Annotated in this window: 11 protein-coding genes; 8 read left to right on the top strand and 3 right to left on the bottom strand. The window is 72.5% G+C overall.

The window, feature by feature from the left end; all coding sequences use genetic code 11:
- Positions 1–38: 38 nt before the first annotated feature.
- Positions 39–6,062 carry a non-ribosomal peptide synthetase gene (locus OG792_RS23070; RefSeq protein ID WP_329102153.1) on the bottom strand — a complete coding sequence of 2,008 codons (6,024 nt, stop codon included), beginning with the start codon at positions 6,060–6,062 and terminating at the stop codon, positions 39–41.
- Positions 6,063–6,849: 787 nt separating this feature from the next.
- On the opposite strand from OG792_RS23070, the gene rapZ reads away from it, so the two are divergent.
- From rapZ to OG792_RS23030, 8 genes are all read left to right on the top strand, one after another.
- Positions 6,850–7,779, top strand: coding sequence for an RNase adapter RapZ (rapZ, locus tag OG792_RS23065; protein WP_442932293.1), 930 nt, complete (start codon positions 6,850–6,852; stop codon positions 7,777–7,779).
- Complete coding sequence (locus tag OG792_RS23060; RefSeq protein WP_329102151.1) at positions 7,776–8,753, top strand: gluconeogenesis factor YvcK family protein; 978 nt, start codon at positions 7,776–7,778, stop codon at positions 8,751–8,753. Before rapZ ends, OG792_RS23060 begins: the two co-directional genes overlap by 4 nt.
- A 51-nt stretch (positions 8,754–8,804) precedes the next feature.
- Positions 8,805–9,785, top strand: coding sequence for a DNA-binding protein WhiA (gene whiA / locus OG792_RS23055; RefSeq protein ID WP_329102149.1), 981 nt, complete (start codon positions 8,805–8,807; stop codon positions 9,783–9,785).
- Positions 9,786–10,087: 302 nt separating this feature from the next.
- Positions 10,088–11,092, top strand: coding sequence for a type I glyceraldehyde-3-phosphate dehydrogenase (gene gap, locus OG792_RS23050; protein WP_326556947.1), 1,005 nt, complete (start codon positions 10,088–10,090; stop codon positions 11,090–11,092).
- Entirely contained in the window at positions 11,089–12,288 is a 1,200-nt protein-coding gene (locus OG792_RS23045) for a phosphoglycerate kinase (RefSeq protein WP_329102145.1), read from the top strand. The genes gap and OG792_RS23045 overlap by 4 nt, the downstream gene beginning before the upstream one ends.
- A complete protein-coding gene (tpiA, locus tag OG792_RS23040) occupies positions 12,288–13,079 on the top strand; it encodes a triose-phosphate isomerase (RefSeq protein WP_329102143.1) in 792 nt (263 codons plus the stop codon). Before OG792_RS23045 ends, tpiA begins: the two co-directional genes overlap by 1 nt.
- Positions 13,080–13,127: 48 nt before the next feature.
- Entirely contained in the window at positions 13,128–13,385 is a 258-nt protein-coding gene (secG, locus tag OG792_RS23035) for a preprotein translocase subunit SecG (protein WP_329102141.1), read from the top strand.
- Positions 13,386–13,520: 135 nt separating this feature from the next.
- Positions 13,521–13,859, top strand: coding sequence for an RNA polymerase-binding protein RbpA (locus OG792_RS23030; protein ID WP_329102139.1), 339 nt, complete (start codon positions 13,521–13,523; stop codon positions 13,857–13,859).
- A 245-nt stretch (positions 13,860–14,104) separates the two neighbouring features.
- Here the strand turns inward: OG792_RS23030 and pgl are convergent, their stop codons facing one another.
- On the bottom strand, positions 14,105–14,875 hold the full coding sequence (gene pgl / locus OG792_RS23025) for a 6-phosphogluconolactonase (protein WP_329102137.1): 771 nt from the start codon (positions 14,873–14,875) through the stop codon (positions 14,105–14,107).
- Entirely contained in the window at positions 14,872–15,915 is a 1,044-nt protein-coding gene (locus tag OG792_RS23020) for a glucose-6-phosphate dehydrogenase assembly protein OpcA (RefSeq protein ID WP_329102135.1), read from the bottom strand. Before OG792_RS23020 ends, pgl begins: the two co-directional genes overlap by 4 nt.
- Positions 15,916–15,924 lie beyond the last annotated feature (9 nt).

Genomic DNA, 15,924 nt, shown 5'->3' with positions numbered 1-15,924 from the left:
CTCCTCGGTGCCTGTGCTCGGGAGGCGGTCACCCGTGCTCATGTCACGCTCCCGGTCCGGGTTCCGGCGTCCGGCCGGCGGGTGTCCACCGCGACCAGACGGAACTCGGCGGTACGCCGGCCACCGTCCGGGTCGGTCAGCCAGAGCTGCTCGGGGGTGGGCAGCATCTCGCTCAGTCGCAGGGTCGCGTCCGGGCCGGCGCCCTCGACCGTGCGTCGCACCGCGCGGGCGAAGCCGTCGACCGACGCCAGGCTGGCGAAGTCGAGGAAGAACGGCTTCTTCTCCACCGGTGTCTTCACGAAGACGTACCGGGGCAGGCCGGATTCGCACTGCCAGCGGCGTACCTCACGGAAGCGTTCCGCCTCGTCGACGGTCCGGGCGAAGTCCAGTCCGGCCGCGCCGAACCGCCAGTTCTCCCGGGAGATCACCACGTTGTCGACGGTGATCCGGGGCCGGTGGTCGGCCGGCGGGAGCAGGTCGAACCGCTGGATCACCTGGAGCATCAGGGCCTCGCCGACCACCTCGGTCAGCGGCAGCGCGAACTTCCCGTCCCGGGTCCGTACGGTCAGCGTCCCGTCGCGCGACTCCAGTACGCAGTCGGCCACCGCCACCGCGGTTCGCGGGTCCAGACCGCAGCTGTCGTGCCCGAAGACCAGGCGCAGATCCCGTTCGACGATCAGCTTGTCGGTCAGCCGGGACGGTGCCCCGCCCTCCTCGCCGGTCGCGGCCAGCACCACCCGGGGACCGGGCAGGTCCGCCCGCATCGCGCTGACCAGCTCCTCCGGCTCCGGGTGCTGGGCCATGAACAGGGCCGCCCGCAGCGTGTTCACGCCGGGGTGGACCTCGCCCACCACCCACTGGAAGTCGCCCCGGGCGATCGCCTCGGTCCCGTCGGCGACCAGCATCACGTCCGGCGAGTGCTGGTACGCGCCGATCCAGCCGGGACGGGGTGCGGCGAACGCGGCGGCCACCCGGTCGGCGATGCTGGCCGAGTCGAGCTGGATCCGGCGCTGCCCGTCGAGGTCCGGCAGGATCCGGCTCCACCGGTCCTGCAACCCTCGGATCACCGGGGCGATCAGTCGTTCCGGCAGGTCGAACAGCAGGTCGTTGGCCCACAGCCAGAAGTCGGCGAACGGCACGGTGGTCTGCGCGTTGCCGGTGCGGCCGACCAGTTCGGTGTACCGCTCCCGGCAGGCGCGGCCGAACAGGGCGGTGCCGGCAAAGGTGAACCAGCGGGCGCTCTCCAACAGCAGGCTCAGCGCCGGCCAGAGGGTGCCGACCAGGTCGGTGGAGAGGGTCACCCGGTCGCTCGCCCGGCAGTCCTCGTACACCAGCGTGCGGCCGGCGTACACCCTGCCTGCCCGGCGGGTCGGCGCGGCACCGGTGAGGTCGGTGAACGTCGTCTCCAGGTCGGCCAGCGCGGCACCGAGCCGGTCGGCGTCGCCGGCCGCCGCGGCGACCGCGTCGCGGGCCCGGACCAGGTCGTCCAGGGCGTGCAGCGCCGGTTCGCGTACGGCGGGGTCGGTGACCGCGTTCAGCCGGTTTCGGACCGACCGCTCCGGGAACAGGTCCTCCTTCGGCACCTCCAGCGACCAGGTCACCCGGTGCGCGTCGCGCAGCTCGGCCAGCAGCCGGTAGACCTCCTCCGGGGAGGTGAGCCCGCTGCTCGGGTCGGCCACCAGCTCGACCGCGATCTCGTACGCGGTGCGCGTCCCGTCGGCGGCGGCGAGCAGCCGGGCCGTTGCCGGTGGCAGCGGTGCCGGCGGGGTGAGCGGCAGCAGCAGGTGGTCGTCGAGCACGCTGAGGAACGGCAGCCGGCGCGGGATCAGCCACGGCGCCAGGCCGGGATCCCGTGCGGTGAGCGCGTCGGCCAGCCCGGCCATGGCCCAGTTCTCGAAGTAGACCGTACGGGCGGCCAGCCGGGTCGCGCCGTGCTCGATCCGCAGCCCGGTCCCGCCGGGGGCGACGGTGGCCCAGCCGACCGGGCCGAAGAAGCCGATGGTGTCGTTCTTGACGCAGTACCGCTGGAGGTAGGTGGCGACCAGCGCCTCGTGCTGCCGGTGCTTGGAGTCGCGGGCCGTCGGTGGCTCGCCCTGTGCCGGCCCGGCCCGGTGCAGCAGCGGATCGAGGCCGGTCCGCAGCGCCTGCCGGTTCTGCCAGGTCACCGCCTCGCGCAGGAGCGGGTCGGCGGCGGCGGCGCGCAGTGCGGCGCTACGCCGGGCGCTGGCCCGTTCGTGGGAGTGGACGAAGGCCAGCCGGTCGGCCCGTACCCGCTCGACGGCGTCGGCGAGCGCGGCCCGGTTCTCGGCCAGCAGGGCGGCCAGCGCGGGATCGGCCACCGCCGGCAGTTCGTCCGGCACCGTACCCTGGCGGACCTGCCGGTCGGCCCGGTTCCACCGGGACCGCTGCTCGGTCGGGGCGGCCCGGCGGGCCCGGTGCAGGTTGTCGGCCATCGCCCGGCGCAGCTCCGTCAGCCGCTCCTCGCCGGCCAGCACGGCATCGGTGCTGTGCACGAGTTCGGGGTCGCCGAGCCGGGTGAGCGGCCCGACCGGGAAGCCGGCGGCGCGCAGCCCGACCCAGCGCCACATCGCCCACGGTCCGGCACCGGGCCGCACCAGGTGGTCCACACCGGCCGACGGCTCCGGATCGGCGGGGGGATCCGGATCGGCGGCGGGCACCGGATCGGCGGCGGGCACCGGGACCGGGCCGGCGGTCGACGCGCCGTTGGCGGGGGGCGCCGGCTGCGGGCCGGTGGTGGCGACGGCACTGCGGTACGCGCCACGGTCGCGGGCGGTGATCCGTACCGGCGCGGGTTCGGGGGTGGCGCGTCGGCGGTCGATCTCGGCCGCCAGCCCGGCCAGGTCGTGCTGGTCGTAGACGGTGCGTACCGGCAGTTCGACGCCGAACCGTTCGGCGGCGAGGAAGGCCAGCCGGGTGGCGAGCAGCGAGTTGCCGCCGAGGGCGAAGAAGTCGTCCTCGGCCCGGCCCACCTCGGCGCCGAGCAGCTCGACCCAGAGCGCGGCGAGCCGGATCTGGGTGGGATCGGTCAACGGCCGTTCCGGGGCCGGGCGGGCAGCCGAGGTCGGGGCGGGCAGCGCGGCCCGGTCCACCTTGCCGTTGCGGTTCAGCGGCAGCTTCGGCAGCAGCACGTACCCGGCCGGGCGCAGGTAAACCGGCAGGTGGGCGACCGCGTACGCGTCGAGTTCCCGCTCGTCCAGCCTTGCCGCGCCGATCGCGCCGGGGCTGACGTAGGCGACCAGCCGGCGCCGTTCGCCCTCGCCGTGCACGGCCACGGCGACCTCGCCGACCAGCGGGTGGGCCCGCAGGACCGCCTCCGCCTCGGCCGGCTCGACCCGGAAGCCTCTGATCTTGACCTGTCGGTCGATCCGGCCGAGGAACTCCAGCGTCCCGTCCGGCAGCCAGCGGACCCGGTCCCCGGTGCGGTACATCCTGGCGCCGGGCCGGTGGTCGAACGGGTCGGGCAGGAACCGCTCGGCGGTCCGGCCGGGATCGCCCAGGTAGCCCCGAGCCAGGCCGTCGCCGCCGGTGTACAGCTCACCGGGCGCACCGACCGGCACCGGCCGCAGCAGCCGGTCCAGTACGTAGACGGTGCTCCGGGGCACCGGCCGGCCGATCGGCACCGGCGCGGGTACGACCGCCGGGTCGGTCATCCGGTGGCAGCAGGTGAAGGTGGTGTTCTCGGTCGGCCCGTACCCGTTGATCAGGGGTCGACCGGCGCGGACCCGCAGCGCGGCGCGGACCGCGCCGGGGTCGAGCACGTCGCCGCCGGCCAGGAGCTGGTCCACTCCGGCCAGTGCGCCGGGGTCCTGCTCGACGACCTGGTGGAACAGTCCGGCGGTCAGCCAGAGCACGCTGATCCGCTCGGCCCGCAGCAGCCGGGCGATCTCCGCCGGTCCGAGCGGGTCGGGTGGGGCGACGACCAGCCGGGCGCCGTTGAGCAGGCTGCCCCAGATTTCGAGGGTGGCCGCGTCGAAGGCGGCCGAGGCGAGGTGCAGGACCGTCTGGTCGGGACCGAGCCGCAGGTAGCCGGGTTCGTGCACCAGCCGGAGTACGGCCCGGTGCGGCACCCCGACGCCCTTGGGGGTCCCGGTGGAGCCCGAGGTGTAGTTGACGTAGGCCAGGCTCTCCGGCCGGGTCGGTCGCTGCGGCGCGGTGGTCGGCAGTGCGTCCAGTTCGGCGCCGATCCGGTCGAGGTCGATCGTCCGGGTTCCGTCCGGCAGCGGCGGGGCGATCCCGGTGCCGGTCGGGTCGGACCCGCTCGCGGTCAGCACCACCGGGTTACCGGCGGCGGCCAGCAGGTCGGCGGTCCTGGCCGGCGGGTTCGCCGGGTCCAGCGGCAGGTACGCCGCACCGGCCCGAACCACGGCCAGCAGGGTGGAGACCAGCCGCACCGACCGGGGCAGGACGACCGCCACCGGCTGGTCCGGGGCGACCCCGTGCCGGATCAGCAGGTGGGCGAGCCGGTTGGCCCGCGCGTCGAGTTCGGCGTAGCTGAGCGTGCCGTCCACCCCGGTCACCGCCACCGTGTCGGGCCGCCGCCGCACCTGCTCGGCGAAGCGTTCGCCGATGGTGTCGAAGGTCGGCTCGCCGGTGGTGCCGTCGGGCCGGTCGTGCCCGGCCCACTCGTGGGTGAGCAGGTGGTGTTCGGCCGGGTCGAACAGCGGCAGTTCGGCCACCGGCGCGTCCAGCCCGGTGGCGAGTCCGACCAGCAGGTTGGTGAAGTGGCGCAGCATGCTGTCGGCGGCGGCGTCGGTGCACCGGCGCCGGTCGTGGTAGAGCAGCACCCGCAACGTCGGCTCACCGAAGACGCAGACGGTCACCGGCGGGCCGGGGTGCCGGTGCACCCGCGCGCTGCGCCCGTTCCAGTCCGGGACCGAGCCGCGTAGCGCGGTCCCTAGTTCGCGGTGCTCGTACATGAGCAGGCTCTCGAACAGCGGTGCGCTCGGCGGCAGCTCGCTCCAGCCCTGTACGGCGGTGAGCGGCGCGACCTGGTGCGCCCGGACCGCGTCGATCTGGGCCCGTACCTCGACCAGCCAGTCGCGCACGGTCGCCTGCGGACGGACGTCGATCCGCAGCGGCACGGTATTGATCAACATGCCGATGATCGTGTCGGCGCCGTCGATGCTGCCCCGGCGGCAACTGCGGACGGCGCCGAAGACGACGTCCCGCTCACCGCTGTAGCGGTGCAGCAGCACCGCCCAGGCGGCGTTGACCAATGTGCTCAGCGGTACGCCGACGGCCCGCGCGGTCCGGTTCAGCGCCGTGCTGTCGCTCTCGTCGAGGGTGAGGGCGAGTTCCCGTACGGAGTCCGGCTCGCGCGGCGGCGTGTCGGCGGCCGGCCGCAGCGGCAGCGGTGTTGGCAACGTGAGCCCGCTCAGCCGGGTACGCCAGAAGTGCTGGTCGGCGGCGAGCGGGTGCTGCCCGGCCCAGGCCGCGAACTCCTGGAACGACCGGCGGGCCGGGGGCGTGTGCGAGTGGCCCGCGACGGTCGCGGCGTACTCGTTGAACACCTCGCTGAGCAGCAGGTGCACCGAGCGCCCGTCGAGGATCACGTGGTGCAGGCTGAACACGATGGTGTGCCGGTCGGCCGCGTGCTGGATCAGCCCGACCCGGACCAGGGGAGCGGTCGACGGGTCGAACTCGCGGGACCGGTCGGTGGCGAGGAAGTCGTCCAGTCGGGCCTGTCGGGCCGCCGGGTCGCCGGGGCCCTCGGTCCGCCAGTCGTACCGGTGGACCGGTATGGTCACCTCGGCGTACACCCGCTGGGTGGCCCGGTCCTGGCCGAGCCAGCTGAACGCGGTCCGCAGGACCGGGTGTCGCCGGGTCGCGGCCTGCCAGGCGGCGGTCATCGCGACCGGGTCGAGCGGTTCCGGCCAGTCGACCACGACCTGGAGGATGTCGACGCCGGAGCCGGGTTCGAAGTGGTTGTGGAACAGCAGACCCTGCTGGAGTGCCAGTAGGTCGTAGCTCTCACCGTCCGGCTCGGCCGCGTTCGGCTGGTCGTCATCGACCTCGGCTGTGCTACTGCTGGTCGACCGCACGGTCCGCTTTCCTCCTTTAGTGGTGGGCCTGCTTTGTCGGCACACCATGAAATGTCGCCGGTTAATGCACGCCGGCGCCCGTTCGGAGCGCACGGTGGCATGGCCAGGCGGTCGGAAAGATGGAAGATTTCGCGCTGCGCTCGGGGTGCCCAAAAAAATACGAGAGCCATTCAGATCTGTCAACACTGGGGCGGGAGCCGGACAGCGCGGCGTCAGGTGGGGCGATAGGAGCCGATTTGACCACATTCTCTATGACAAAAAGCCACGAAGTTGTCGTTACCCGGTCCTGTCCGTGTTGGTGCCACACATTCATCGCACCGTGCCGGCGTCGAGCTTCCCATTCCGGCTGGCGGCACCCTGTCCGTCGAACTCATTCGTCGCAAAAGCAAAAGAAAATTAATGCATCCCGTACGGATCCAAGGTGCATCGCGGGCGCCTTGCTCAAACCAGTCGTGGCAGACAAAAGCGGGCGGCCCGAACAATCGCGGCGCCCGCCCACCGCTCGAAAAATTGATCATGCGCAGGTGGTCGGCCGTTTTCGCCGACCCGGACCGGTCCCCACCTCGTCCGGCCGGGCGGCCGGGTCGCCCGGCCGCTGCCGACCCCGGCCCGCTGCCAACCCGGTGCGGGAACGGGGCCGACCGGCCGGATAGAGTACTGCGGGCACACCCCGCGAACGGGGGCTCGGCGGGCCGGGACGGTGGCCGGTGACGACACATCGATCCCGCGCGTACGGTGCCGGCCGACGATCGGCGGTCGCCGAACCGCGCGGCTATGGGGGTAACAGGTGAGCGAGCGCGGCGGCGCGCACGGATCACGCTCGGACGACACCGCGGCCGACGCGGCGCCGAGCCGGTCCGAGACCGATCTGGTCGTGGTCACCGGGGTCTCCGGCGGCGGTCGCAGCACGGTCGCCCGAGCCCTGGAGAACGTCGGCTTCTACGTGGTGGACAACCTGCCGCAGGCGCTGATGCTCGACATGGCCGAGCTGGCCTTCCAGGCCGGCGGCACCACCCGGCAGACGGCGATGGTGCTGGACGTACGCAGCCGCGCCTTCTCCACCGACCTGTCCGGCGCGATCCGGGCCCTCAAGGAACGCGGCTTCCAGCCCCGGGTGGTCTTCGTCGACGCCGACGACGAGGTGCTGATCCGCCGGTTCGAGAGCGTCCGGCGCTCGCACCCGCTCCAGGGCGACGGCCGGCTCGCCGACGGCATAGCGGTCGAGCGCGGCCTGCTCGAAGAGGCCCGCGAGCAGGCCGACGTGATCATCGACACCAGTCACCTCAACGTCAACCAGCTCCGCAGCCGGATCGAGGAGCTCTTCGGTGGCGAGGACGCCCGGCGGCTCAAGGTCACCGTGCTCTCCTTCGGCTTCAAGTACGGGCTGCCGCCGGACGCCGACTTCGTGCTCGACGCCCGGTTCCTGCCGAACCCGTACTGGGTACCGGAGCTGCGTGAGCACAATGGCCGGGAGGAAGCCGTGAGCCGGTACGTGCTGGGCCAGCACGGGGCGGTCACCTTCGTCGAGACGTACGCCCGGCTGATCAACGCGACCGCGCCCGGCTTCGAACGCGAGGGCAAGCGCTACCTGACCGTGGCCGTGGGTTGTACCGGCGGCAAGCACCGGAGCGTGGCGATCGCGGAGGAACTCGCCAGCCGGCTGCGTCAGGCCCGGCTGGCCGCCAACGCCCAGCACCGCGACCTGGGCCGCGAGTGACGGCGATCAAGATCGTCGCGTTCGGTGGCGGACACGGCCTTTCGGCGTCCCTGCGGGCCCTGCGCCGCTGCGCGCCCGACCTCGAACTCGACATCACCGCGGTGGTGACGGTCGGCGACGACGGCGGCTCCAGCGGCCGGCTGCGCGCCGAGCGCGGCGCGCTGCCCCCCGGTGACCTGCGCCAGGCGCTGGTCGCCCTGGCCGACGAGCGACCCGCCACCCGGCGCAGCGCCGAGCTGTTCCAGCACCGGTTCGCGGGCGGCGGCGCCCGGTCGCCCGGCGAGGATCCGCTGGCCGGCCACGCCGTCGGCAACCTGGTCCTGCTCGGCCTGATGGAGCAGCTCGGCGACCCGGTGGCCGCGCTCGACCACGCCGGGGCGATGCTCGGCGCGATCGGGCGGGTGCTGCCGATGTCCTGCCAGCAGATAGGCATCGAGGCCCGGGTACGCGGCGCCGACCCGGCCCGGCCGGAGGCGGTGCAGACCGTACGCGGCCAGCACGCGGTGGCGGTGACCCAGGGGCGGGTGGAGTCGCTACGGTTGACCCCGTCCGGTCCCCGGGCCTGCCGGGAGGCGGTCGTCGCGGTCGGCGAGGCCGACTGGTTGATCTTCGGTCCGGGAAGCTGGTACACCAGCGTGATCCCGCACCTGCTGGTGCCGGAGCTGGCCGCCGCGATCGTGGCGAGCCGGGCCCGTCGCCTGGTTACCCTCAACCTGGCCACCGAGCAGGAGACGCTCGGGCTGTCGGTCGCGGACCACCTGGCCGCGCTCCGGTGGTACCTGCCGGAACTGCGGGTCGACCTGGTTCTCGCGGACGGGAAAGCGGTAGGTGACCCCGAACCGGTCGATCGTGCGGCAGAATCGCTGGGTGCGCGGCTGGTGCTCGCTCCGGTGGCCGTCCAGGACGGCAGCCCACGACACGATCCCACCGCTTTGGGAGCCGCACTGGTGCCTGTCCTGGGCGCCGATCGTTAAGCACGTACGAATCACCGGCATCACGCCGGAACCGGCCACGAGGTGACGACAATGGCGATGACGGCTGCGGTCAAGGACGAGCTGAGCCGGGTCGACGTGCCCAAACCCTGCTGCCGCCGGGCGGAGATGGCCGCCCTGCTGCGGTTTGCGGGCGGCCTGCACATCGTCTCCGGACGGGTGGTGGTGGAGGCGGAGCTGGACACCGGGGCGGTTGCCCGGCGACTGCGCCGCGAGGTGGCCGAGGTGTACGGCTACCCGAGCGAGATTCACGTACTCGCCTCCGGTGGGCTGCGCAAGGGCAGCCACTACATCGTCCGGGTGGTCAAGGACGGTGAGGCGCTGGCCCGACAGACCGGGCTGCTCGACGTCCGGGGTCGACCCGTACGCGGACTGCCCCCGCACGTGGTGGCGGCGAACGTCTGCTGCGCGGTCGCGGCCTGGCGGGGTGCGTTCATGGCGCACGGCTCGCTGACCGAGCCGGGCCGCTCCTGCGCGCTGGAGATCACCTGCCCCGGCCCGGAGTCGGCGCTGGCGCTGGTCGGCGCGGCCCGCCGGATCGGGATCACCGCGAAGGCCCGCGAGGTGCGCGGGGTCGACCGGGTGGTGGTCAAGGACGGCGACGCGATCGCCGCCCTGCTGACCCGGATCGGCGCCCACTCCAGCGTGCTGGCCTGGGAGGAGCGCCGGGTCCGGCGCGAGGTGCGGGCCACCGCCAACCGACTGGCCAACTTCGACGACGCCAACCTGCGCCGCTCGGCGCGGGCGGCGGTGGCGGCCGCCGCCCGGGTGACCCGGGCGCTGGAGATCCTCGCCGAGGAGGCGCCCAACCACCTGACGTCGGCCGGGCAGTTGCGGCTGGAGCACCGTCAGGCGTCCCTGGAGGAGCTGGGTGCGCTGGCCGACCCGCCGCTGACCAAGGACGCGATCGCGGGGCGGATCCGGCGGCTGCTGGCGTTGGCCGACAAACGGGCGCGGGACCTGGGCATCCCGGACACCGAGGCGGCGGTCACGCCGGACATGCTGGCCGTGTGAGAGGTGGTCGACGGTTGCCGGCGCAGGCCGTCCCACCTCGACAGTGCCCGGATCGTCCCTCGGCGGTGGTGGGTTTACGCCCCGACGCAACGACGCCCCGTCCGCTCCGATAAGGTACCGAGCGTACGGCGACGGGGCCGGAACCGGTTACTCGCGCCGTATTCACCGCCTCGGGCGGTCAGGTCCTCGGACCGCGGCGGGGTGGCCGATAACTATCGGCGGCCGACTCCTGCGGTCGGCGCGCACACTTCCGACGGCGATCGGGCTGAACGCCGCCGGACCAGACTGCGAGGAGATGGCCTGTGACCATCCGGGTTGGCATCAACGGCTTTGGCCGAATCGGCCGTAACTTCTTCCGTGCGGTGCTCGCCTCGGGCGCCGACATCGAACTGGTCGGCGCGAACGACCTGACCGACAACGCCACGCTGGCGCACCTGCTCAAGTACGACAGCATCCTCGGCCGCCTGCCGCACGAGGCGAAGGCGACCGCCGACGAGATCACCGTCGGTGGCCAGACCTTCAAGGCGTTCGCCGAGAAGGACCCGAGCAAGCTGCCGTGGGGCGACCTGGGCGCGGACGTCGTGATCGAGTCGACCGGCTTCTTCACCGACGCCACCAAGGCCAAGGCACACATCGACGGCGGCGCCAAGAAGGTCATCATCTCCGCTCCGGCGAAGAACGAGGACTTCACGGTCGTCATGGGCGTCAACCACGACCTGTACGACCCGGCGAAGCACAACATCATCTCGAACGCGTCGTGCACCACGAACTGCCTCGCGCCGATGGCGAAGGTCCTCAACGACACGGTGGGCATCGAAAAGGGTCTGATGACCACGATCCACGCCTACACCCAGGACCAGAACCTCCAGGACGGTCCGCACAAGGACCTGCGCCGGGCCCGCGCCGCCGCGCTCAACATCGTGCCGACCTCGACCGGTGCCGCGAAGGCCATCGGCCTGGTGCTGCCGGAGCTGAAGGGCAAGCTCGACGGCTTCGCGCTGCGGGTGCCGATCCCGACCGGCTCGGCCACCGACCTGACCATCACCGCCCGCCGCGAAACCTCGGTCGAAGAGGTCAACGCCGCGCTCAAGGCGGCTGCCGAGGGCCCGCTCAAGGGCATCCTGGTCTACACCGAGGACGAGATCGTCTCCAGCGACATCGTCACCGACCCGGCCTCCTGCATCTTCGACGCCGGCCTCACCAAGGTCATCGGCAACCAGGTGAAGGTCGTCGGCTGGTACGACAACGAGTGGGGCTACTCGAACCGGCTCGTCGACCTGGTCAAGCTGGTGGGTTCCTCGCTGTGAGCATCGGTACCCTCGACGATCTGCTGGCCGAGGGGGTGTCGGGTCGGCGGGTGCTGGTGCGCGCCGACCTGAACGTACCCCTCGACAAGGCCAGCGGGGCGATCACCGACGACGGGCGGATCCGGGCGGTGCTGCCGACCCTGACCGCCCTGCGGGACGCGGGCGCGGCGGTCATCGTCTGCTCGCACCTGGGACGGCCGAAGGGCGCGCCGGACCCGCAGTACAGCCTGGCGCCGGTCGGCACCCGGCTGGCCGAACTGCTCGGTACGCCGGTGACCTTCGCGACCGACACCGTGGGCGACTCGGCCCGCGCTGCCGTCGACACGATCGCCTCCGGTGAACTGGTGCTGCTGGAGAACCTGCGGTTCAACCCGGGGGAGACCAGCAAGGACGAGGCCGAACGGGGCGCCTTCGCCGACCAGCTCGCCGGGTTCGCCGAGGCGTACGTCGACGACGCGTTCGGCGCGGTGCACCGCAAGCACGCCAGCGTGTACGACGTACCGGCGCGGTTGCCGCACGTCGCGGGCCGGCTGGTGCTGCGTGAGGTCGAGGTTCTCTCCCGGTTGACCGGTGAGCCGGACCGGCCGTACGTGGTGGTGCTCGGCGGCTCCAAGGTCAGCGACAAGCTGGCCGTGATCGAGGCGCTGCTGCCGACGGTCGACCGCCTGCTCATCGGTGGTGGGATGTGCTTCACCTTCCTCAAGGCCCAGGGCCACGGGGTCGGCACCTCGCTGCTTGAGGAGGAGATGGTCGACACCTGCCGGGAGCTGCTGGCCCGTGCCGACGGCAAGATCGTGTTGCCGCTCGACGTGGTCGCCGCGACGGCGTTCGCGCCGGACGCCGCGCACGAGACCGTGCCGGCGGAGTCGATCCCGCAGAACCGGCTGGGCCTGGACATCGGCCCGCTCACGGTGGCCGCCTTCGCCGAGGTGATCAGCGGCGCCAAGACCGTCTTCTGGAACGGCCCGATGGGCGTGTTCGAGATGCCGGCGTTCGCGGCCGGCACCCGGGGGGTCGCCGAGGCGATCACCGCAGTGGCCGGGTTCACGGTGGTCGGCGGCGGTGACTCGGCCGCCGCGGTACGCGCGCTCGGGCTGGACGAGTCGTCGTTCGGTCACATCTCGACCGGCGGGGGTGCCTCGCTGGAATACCTGGAGGGCAAGACCCTCCCCGGTATCGCCGCCCTGGAGAGTTGATGGCAACGTCGGTACGTCGGCCCCTGATGGCCGGCAACTGGAAGATGAACCTGAACCACTTCGAGGCCAACAAGCTGGTCCAGGACCTGGCGTTCCGGTTGAACGTCCAGCAGCTCACCGACGTCGAAGCGGTGGTCCTGCCGCCGTTCACCGACCTGCGCAGCGTGCAGACGGCGATCGAGGGCGACAAGCTGCTGCTCGGCTACGGCGCGCAGGACCTGTCGCCGTACCCGCCGGGGGCGTACACCGGGGACATCTCCGGGCCGATGCTGAGCAAGCTCGGCTGCCAGTACGTGGTGGTCGGGCACTCCGAGCGGCGGGCCTACCACCACGAGGACGACGCCCTGGTCAACGCCAAGGTGGTGGCCGCGCTGGGCAGTGAGATCACGCCGATCCTGTGCATCGGCGAGGGCCTGGACGTCCGCGAGGAGTCCCGGCACGTGACGCACTGCTGCGAGCAGCTCGACGCCGCCCTGTCCGGGCTCACCCCGGAGCAGGTGGCGCAGGTGGTGGTCGCGTACGAGCCGGTCTGGGCGATCGGCACCGGCAAGACGGCGACCCCGGAGAACGCCCAGGAGGTCTGTGGCGCGGTGCGTCAGCGGATCTCCGAGACGTTCGGCCAGGCCACCGCGGACCAGGTACGGGTCCTCTACGGCGGTTCGGTGAAGTCGTCCAACATCGCGGCTATCATGGCCCAGCCGGACGTGGACGGTGCCCTGGTCGGTGGGGCGAGCCTGGACGCCGAGGAGTTCGCTAAAATCTGCCGGTTCCCGGAGCACATCAACGTATAGCCGGCCGCTATTGTTGACGGGCCCGTCACGAGAGGACTGACCCTTACCATGCTTCCGATCCAGTTCGCATACACGTTGATCGTGTTGCTGGTCATCACGAGCGTGCTGCTCACCATGCTGATCCTGCTGCACCGCGGCAAGGGCGGCGGGTTGTCGAGCATGTTCGGCGGCGGGGTGAGCTCCAGCCTGGCCGGCTCGTCGGTGGCGGAGAAGAACCTCGACCGTTATACGGTTCTGGTGGGCGTTGTCTGGTTTGCCTGCATTGTCGGCTTGGGCCTCTGGCTCAAGCTCGCGATGACCAGCTGACCTGCCTACCGCAACTCGCAACATCTGCGCGCGGTCCGTACCAACGGGCCGCGCGCAGCCGTTTTGTCGCACCGCGTCGCAACACGCCGCCACCGCACCGGTGGTGGTTCCACTCCGACGACAGGAGCGAGCAGCGTGAGCAGCGCTATCCGTGGCACCAGGGTCGGCGCCGGTCCGGCCCGCCCGACCGGCCGGACCGAGCCGGCCCCCCGCCGCCCGGTCACCTACTGGTGCGCCAACGCGCACATGGTGGAGATCCTGCTGGCCGCCGAGGTGGACCCGCCGGAGACCTGGGACTGCCCGCACTGCGGCCAGCCCGCCGGGCAGGACGTGCACAACCCGCCGGGTCGGCTCCGGGCCGAGCCGCACAAGTCCCACCTGGCATACGTGAAGGAACGGCGCAGCGACGCCGACGGTGCCGCCCTGCTCGACGAGGCGCTCGCCGCGCTGCGTCGCCGTCGTGGCGAGCACTGACCGACCGCCGCAGGCACCGCTACCCGGTCGCGGCGGCCACCGATCGACCGCCCCGGGGAACCGCCACCCGGTCGCGGGCGGACACCTCGTCGGCACAACGGCCGGGCCCCGGTAACAACCGTCGGGCCCGGCCGTGCCGGTTCGTCCAGTACAGGCCATGTTCGTTCGGTACAGGCCGCGTTCGTTCGGTACAGGCCGCGTTCGTTCGGTACAGGCCGCGTTCGTTCGGTACAGGCCGGGTTCGTTCAGCGCAGGCTGCGGAAGGTCGGCTTGACCTCGGTCGCCGCCGCCCGGTCCAACAGCCACCGGGTGCGCTCCACTCCGTGTACGCCGGCCGCCGGCAACTGGAGCGGTCCGGCGCCGGCCAGCGCCATGCCGACCGCCCGTGCCTTGTCGGCCCCGCCCGCCACCAGCCAGACCTCCTCGGCCGTGTTGATCGCCGGCAGGGTGAGCGTGATCCGGATCGGCGGCGGTTTCGGGCTGCCCCGGACCGCGCTGACCGGACGGGTCTCGTAACCCACCGGATGCTCCGGGAAGACCGAGGCGACGTGACCGTCCTCACCCACGCCGAGCATCAGCACGTCGAAGTGGGGCAGCGAGGCCGTACCGGGCCTGGCCGCGGCGGCCAGGGTCTCGGCGTACCGGGCCGCCGCCGCCTCCGGGTCGGGCCCGTCCGGGCCGTCCGACGGTGGCATCGGGTGCACCCGGTGCGGGTCCAGCGGCAGCGTGTCGAGCAGCGCCGCCCGCGCCTGGGTCTCGTTGCGTTCCGGGTGACCGGACGGCAGGAAGCGTTCGTCGCCCCACCAGACGTCGACCCGGGACCAGTCGACCGCGTCCCGGGCCGGCAGGTCCCGCACCGCGAGGAAGACCGCCGCGGCGATCCGTCCCCCGGTCAGCACCACCCCGGCCGCACCCCGGTCGGCCTGCGCGTCGATCAGCTTGACCACCAACCGGGCCGCCACCACCTGGGCGAGTACGGCCGGGTCGGCGTGCACCTCCACAGCGGTTTCGCTCACTGTGCCGGCCCACCGGATCCGGCCGGTGCCGCCACCGGGGTGCTGCCCGGCGCACCGGCCGGTACGGCCGCACGCCGCGCGGCGGTCGGGTCGTTCCAGATGTGCACCCGCTGGCCCGGCCGGTCGTCCAGGCCGGTGAGGCCCGTGGACGCGCTCAGCGCCTGGGCGTAGATCTGGTCCGCGTCGAGCCGCCGCAACTCCTCGGCCAGCTCGTCACCGAGCGGGCGACGGGTCAGCGGGAGGTGCCGGTCGGCCTGCCCGGTCCGTTCGAAGATCGCGGTGTTGTTCTCCCGGGTGAGCACCAGCCGGTCGCCGTTGGCGCAGTCGAGCTCCACCGAGCGCATCCGGGCGTAGTCGTTGGTGTCCTGCCACCGCGGCTCGATCCCGAGCCGGGCAGTCAGCCAGCCGATCATGAGGGCCGCGGTCGGGTCGGTGCTCGGTGCCACCACGGTGGCCTCGGTGACCCGGGCCGCGGTGGTGTCGAACGCACCGGCGACCAGGGTGCGCCACGGGGTGATCCGGGTCCAGGCCAGGTCGGTGTCGCCGGGGGCGTAGTCCCGGGCCCGCTGGCGCAGGGCGTCGATCGGGTTGATCGCCTGGGCGGCGTCGGTGATCCGCCGGTCGGCGACCACGCCGAGGAAATCGTTCGCGATCTGCGACGGCGGCTCGCTGTGCCACCAGGTGACCACCGGTACGTCCGGCACCAGCAGCGGCATCACCACCGACTCGGCGTGCAGCGCCAGCCGGCCGTACATCCGCATCACCACGGCCTCGCACGGCCCGAGTCGGCCGCCCACGACGATCTCCGCGTCCAGCCGGCTCTGCTCCCGCTCGACGTCCGAGCGGACCACGACCAGCAGCCGGCACGGGTGGGCGGCGGCGGCGATGGTGGCCGCCGCCTCGGCCTCCCGGACCCGCTTCTCGTCCACCACCACGATCAACGTGAGCGCCATGCCGCTGGCCACGCCGCCGGCACTGCGCCGCTCGGCGGCCAACGCCTTGACCACCTCGTTACCGGTGGTGTCCCATAGGCCGATCAAAGGAGCCTC

The organism is Micromonospora sp. NBC_01699, assembly GCF_036250065.1.
Taxonomy (GTDB): Bacteria; Actinomycetota; Actinomycetes; order Mycobacteriales; family Micromonosporaceae; genus Micromonospora_G.
This window is presented reverse-complemented; position numbering and strand designations above follow the sequence as displayed.

What these genes read in the sequence shown, in the direction of transcription:
- whiA (WP_329102149.1), top strand. Translation starts at nt 8,805, where the DNA reads ATGGCGATGACGGCTGCGGTCAAGGACGAGCTGAGCCGGGTCGACGTG.
- tpiA (WP_329102143.1), top strand. Translation starts at nt 12,288, where the DNA reads ATGGCAACGTCGGTACGTCGGCCCCTGATGGCCGGCAACTGGAAGATG.
- secG (WP_329102141.1), top strand. Translation starts at nt 13,128, where the DNA reads ATGCTTCCGATCCAGTTCGCATACACGTTGATCGTGTTGCTGGTCATC.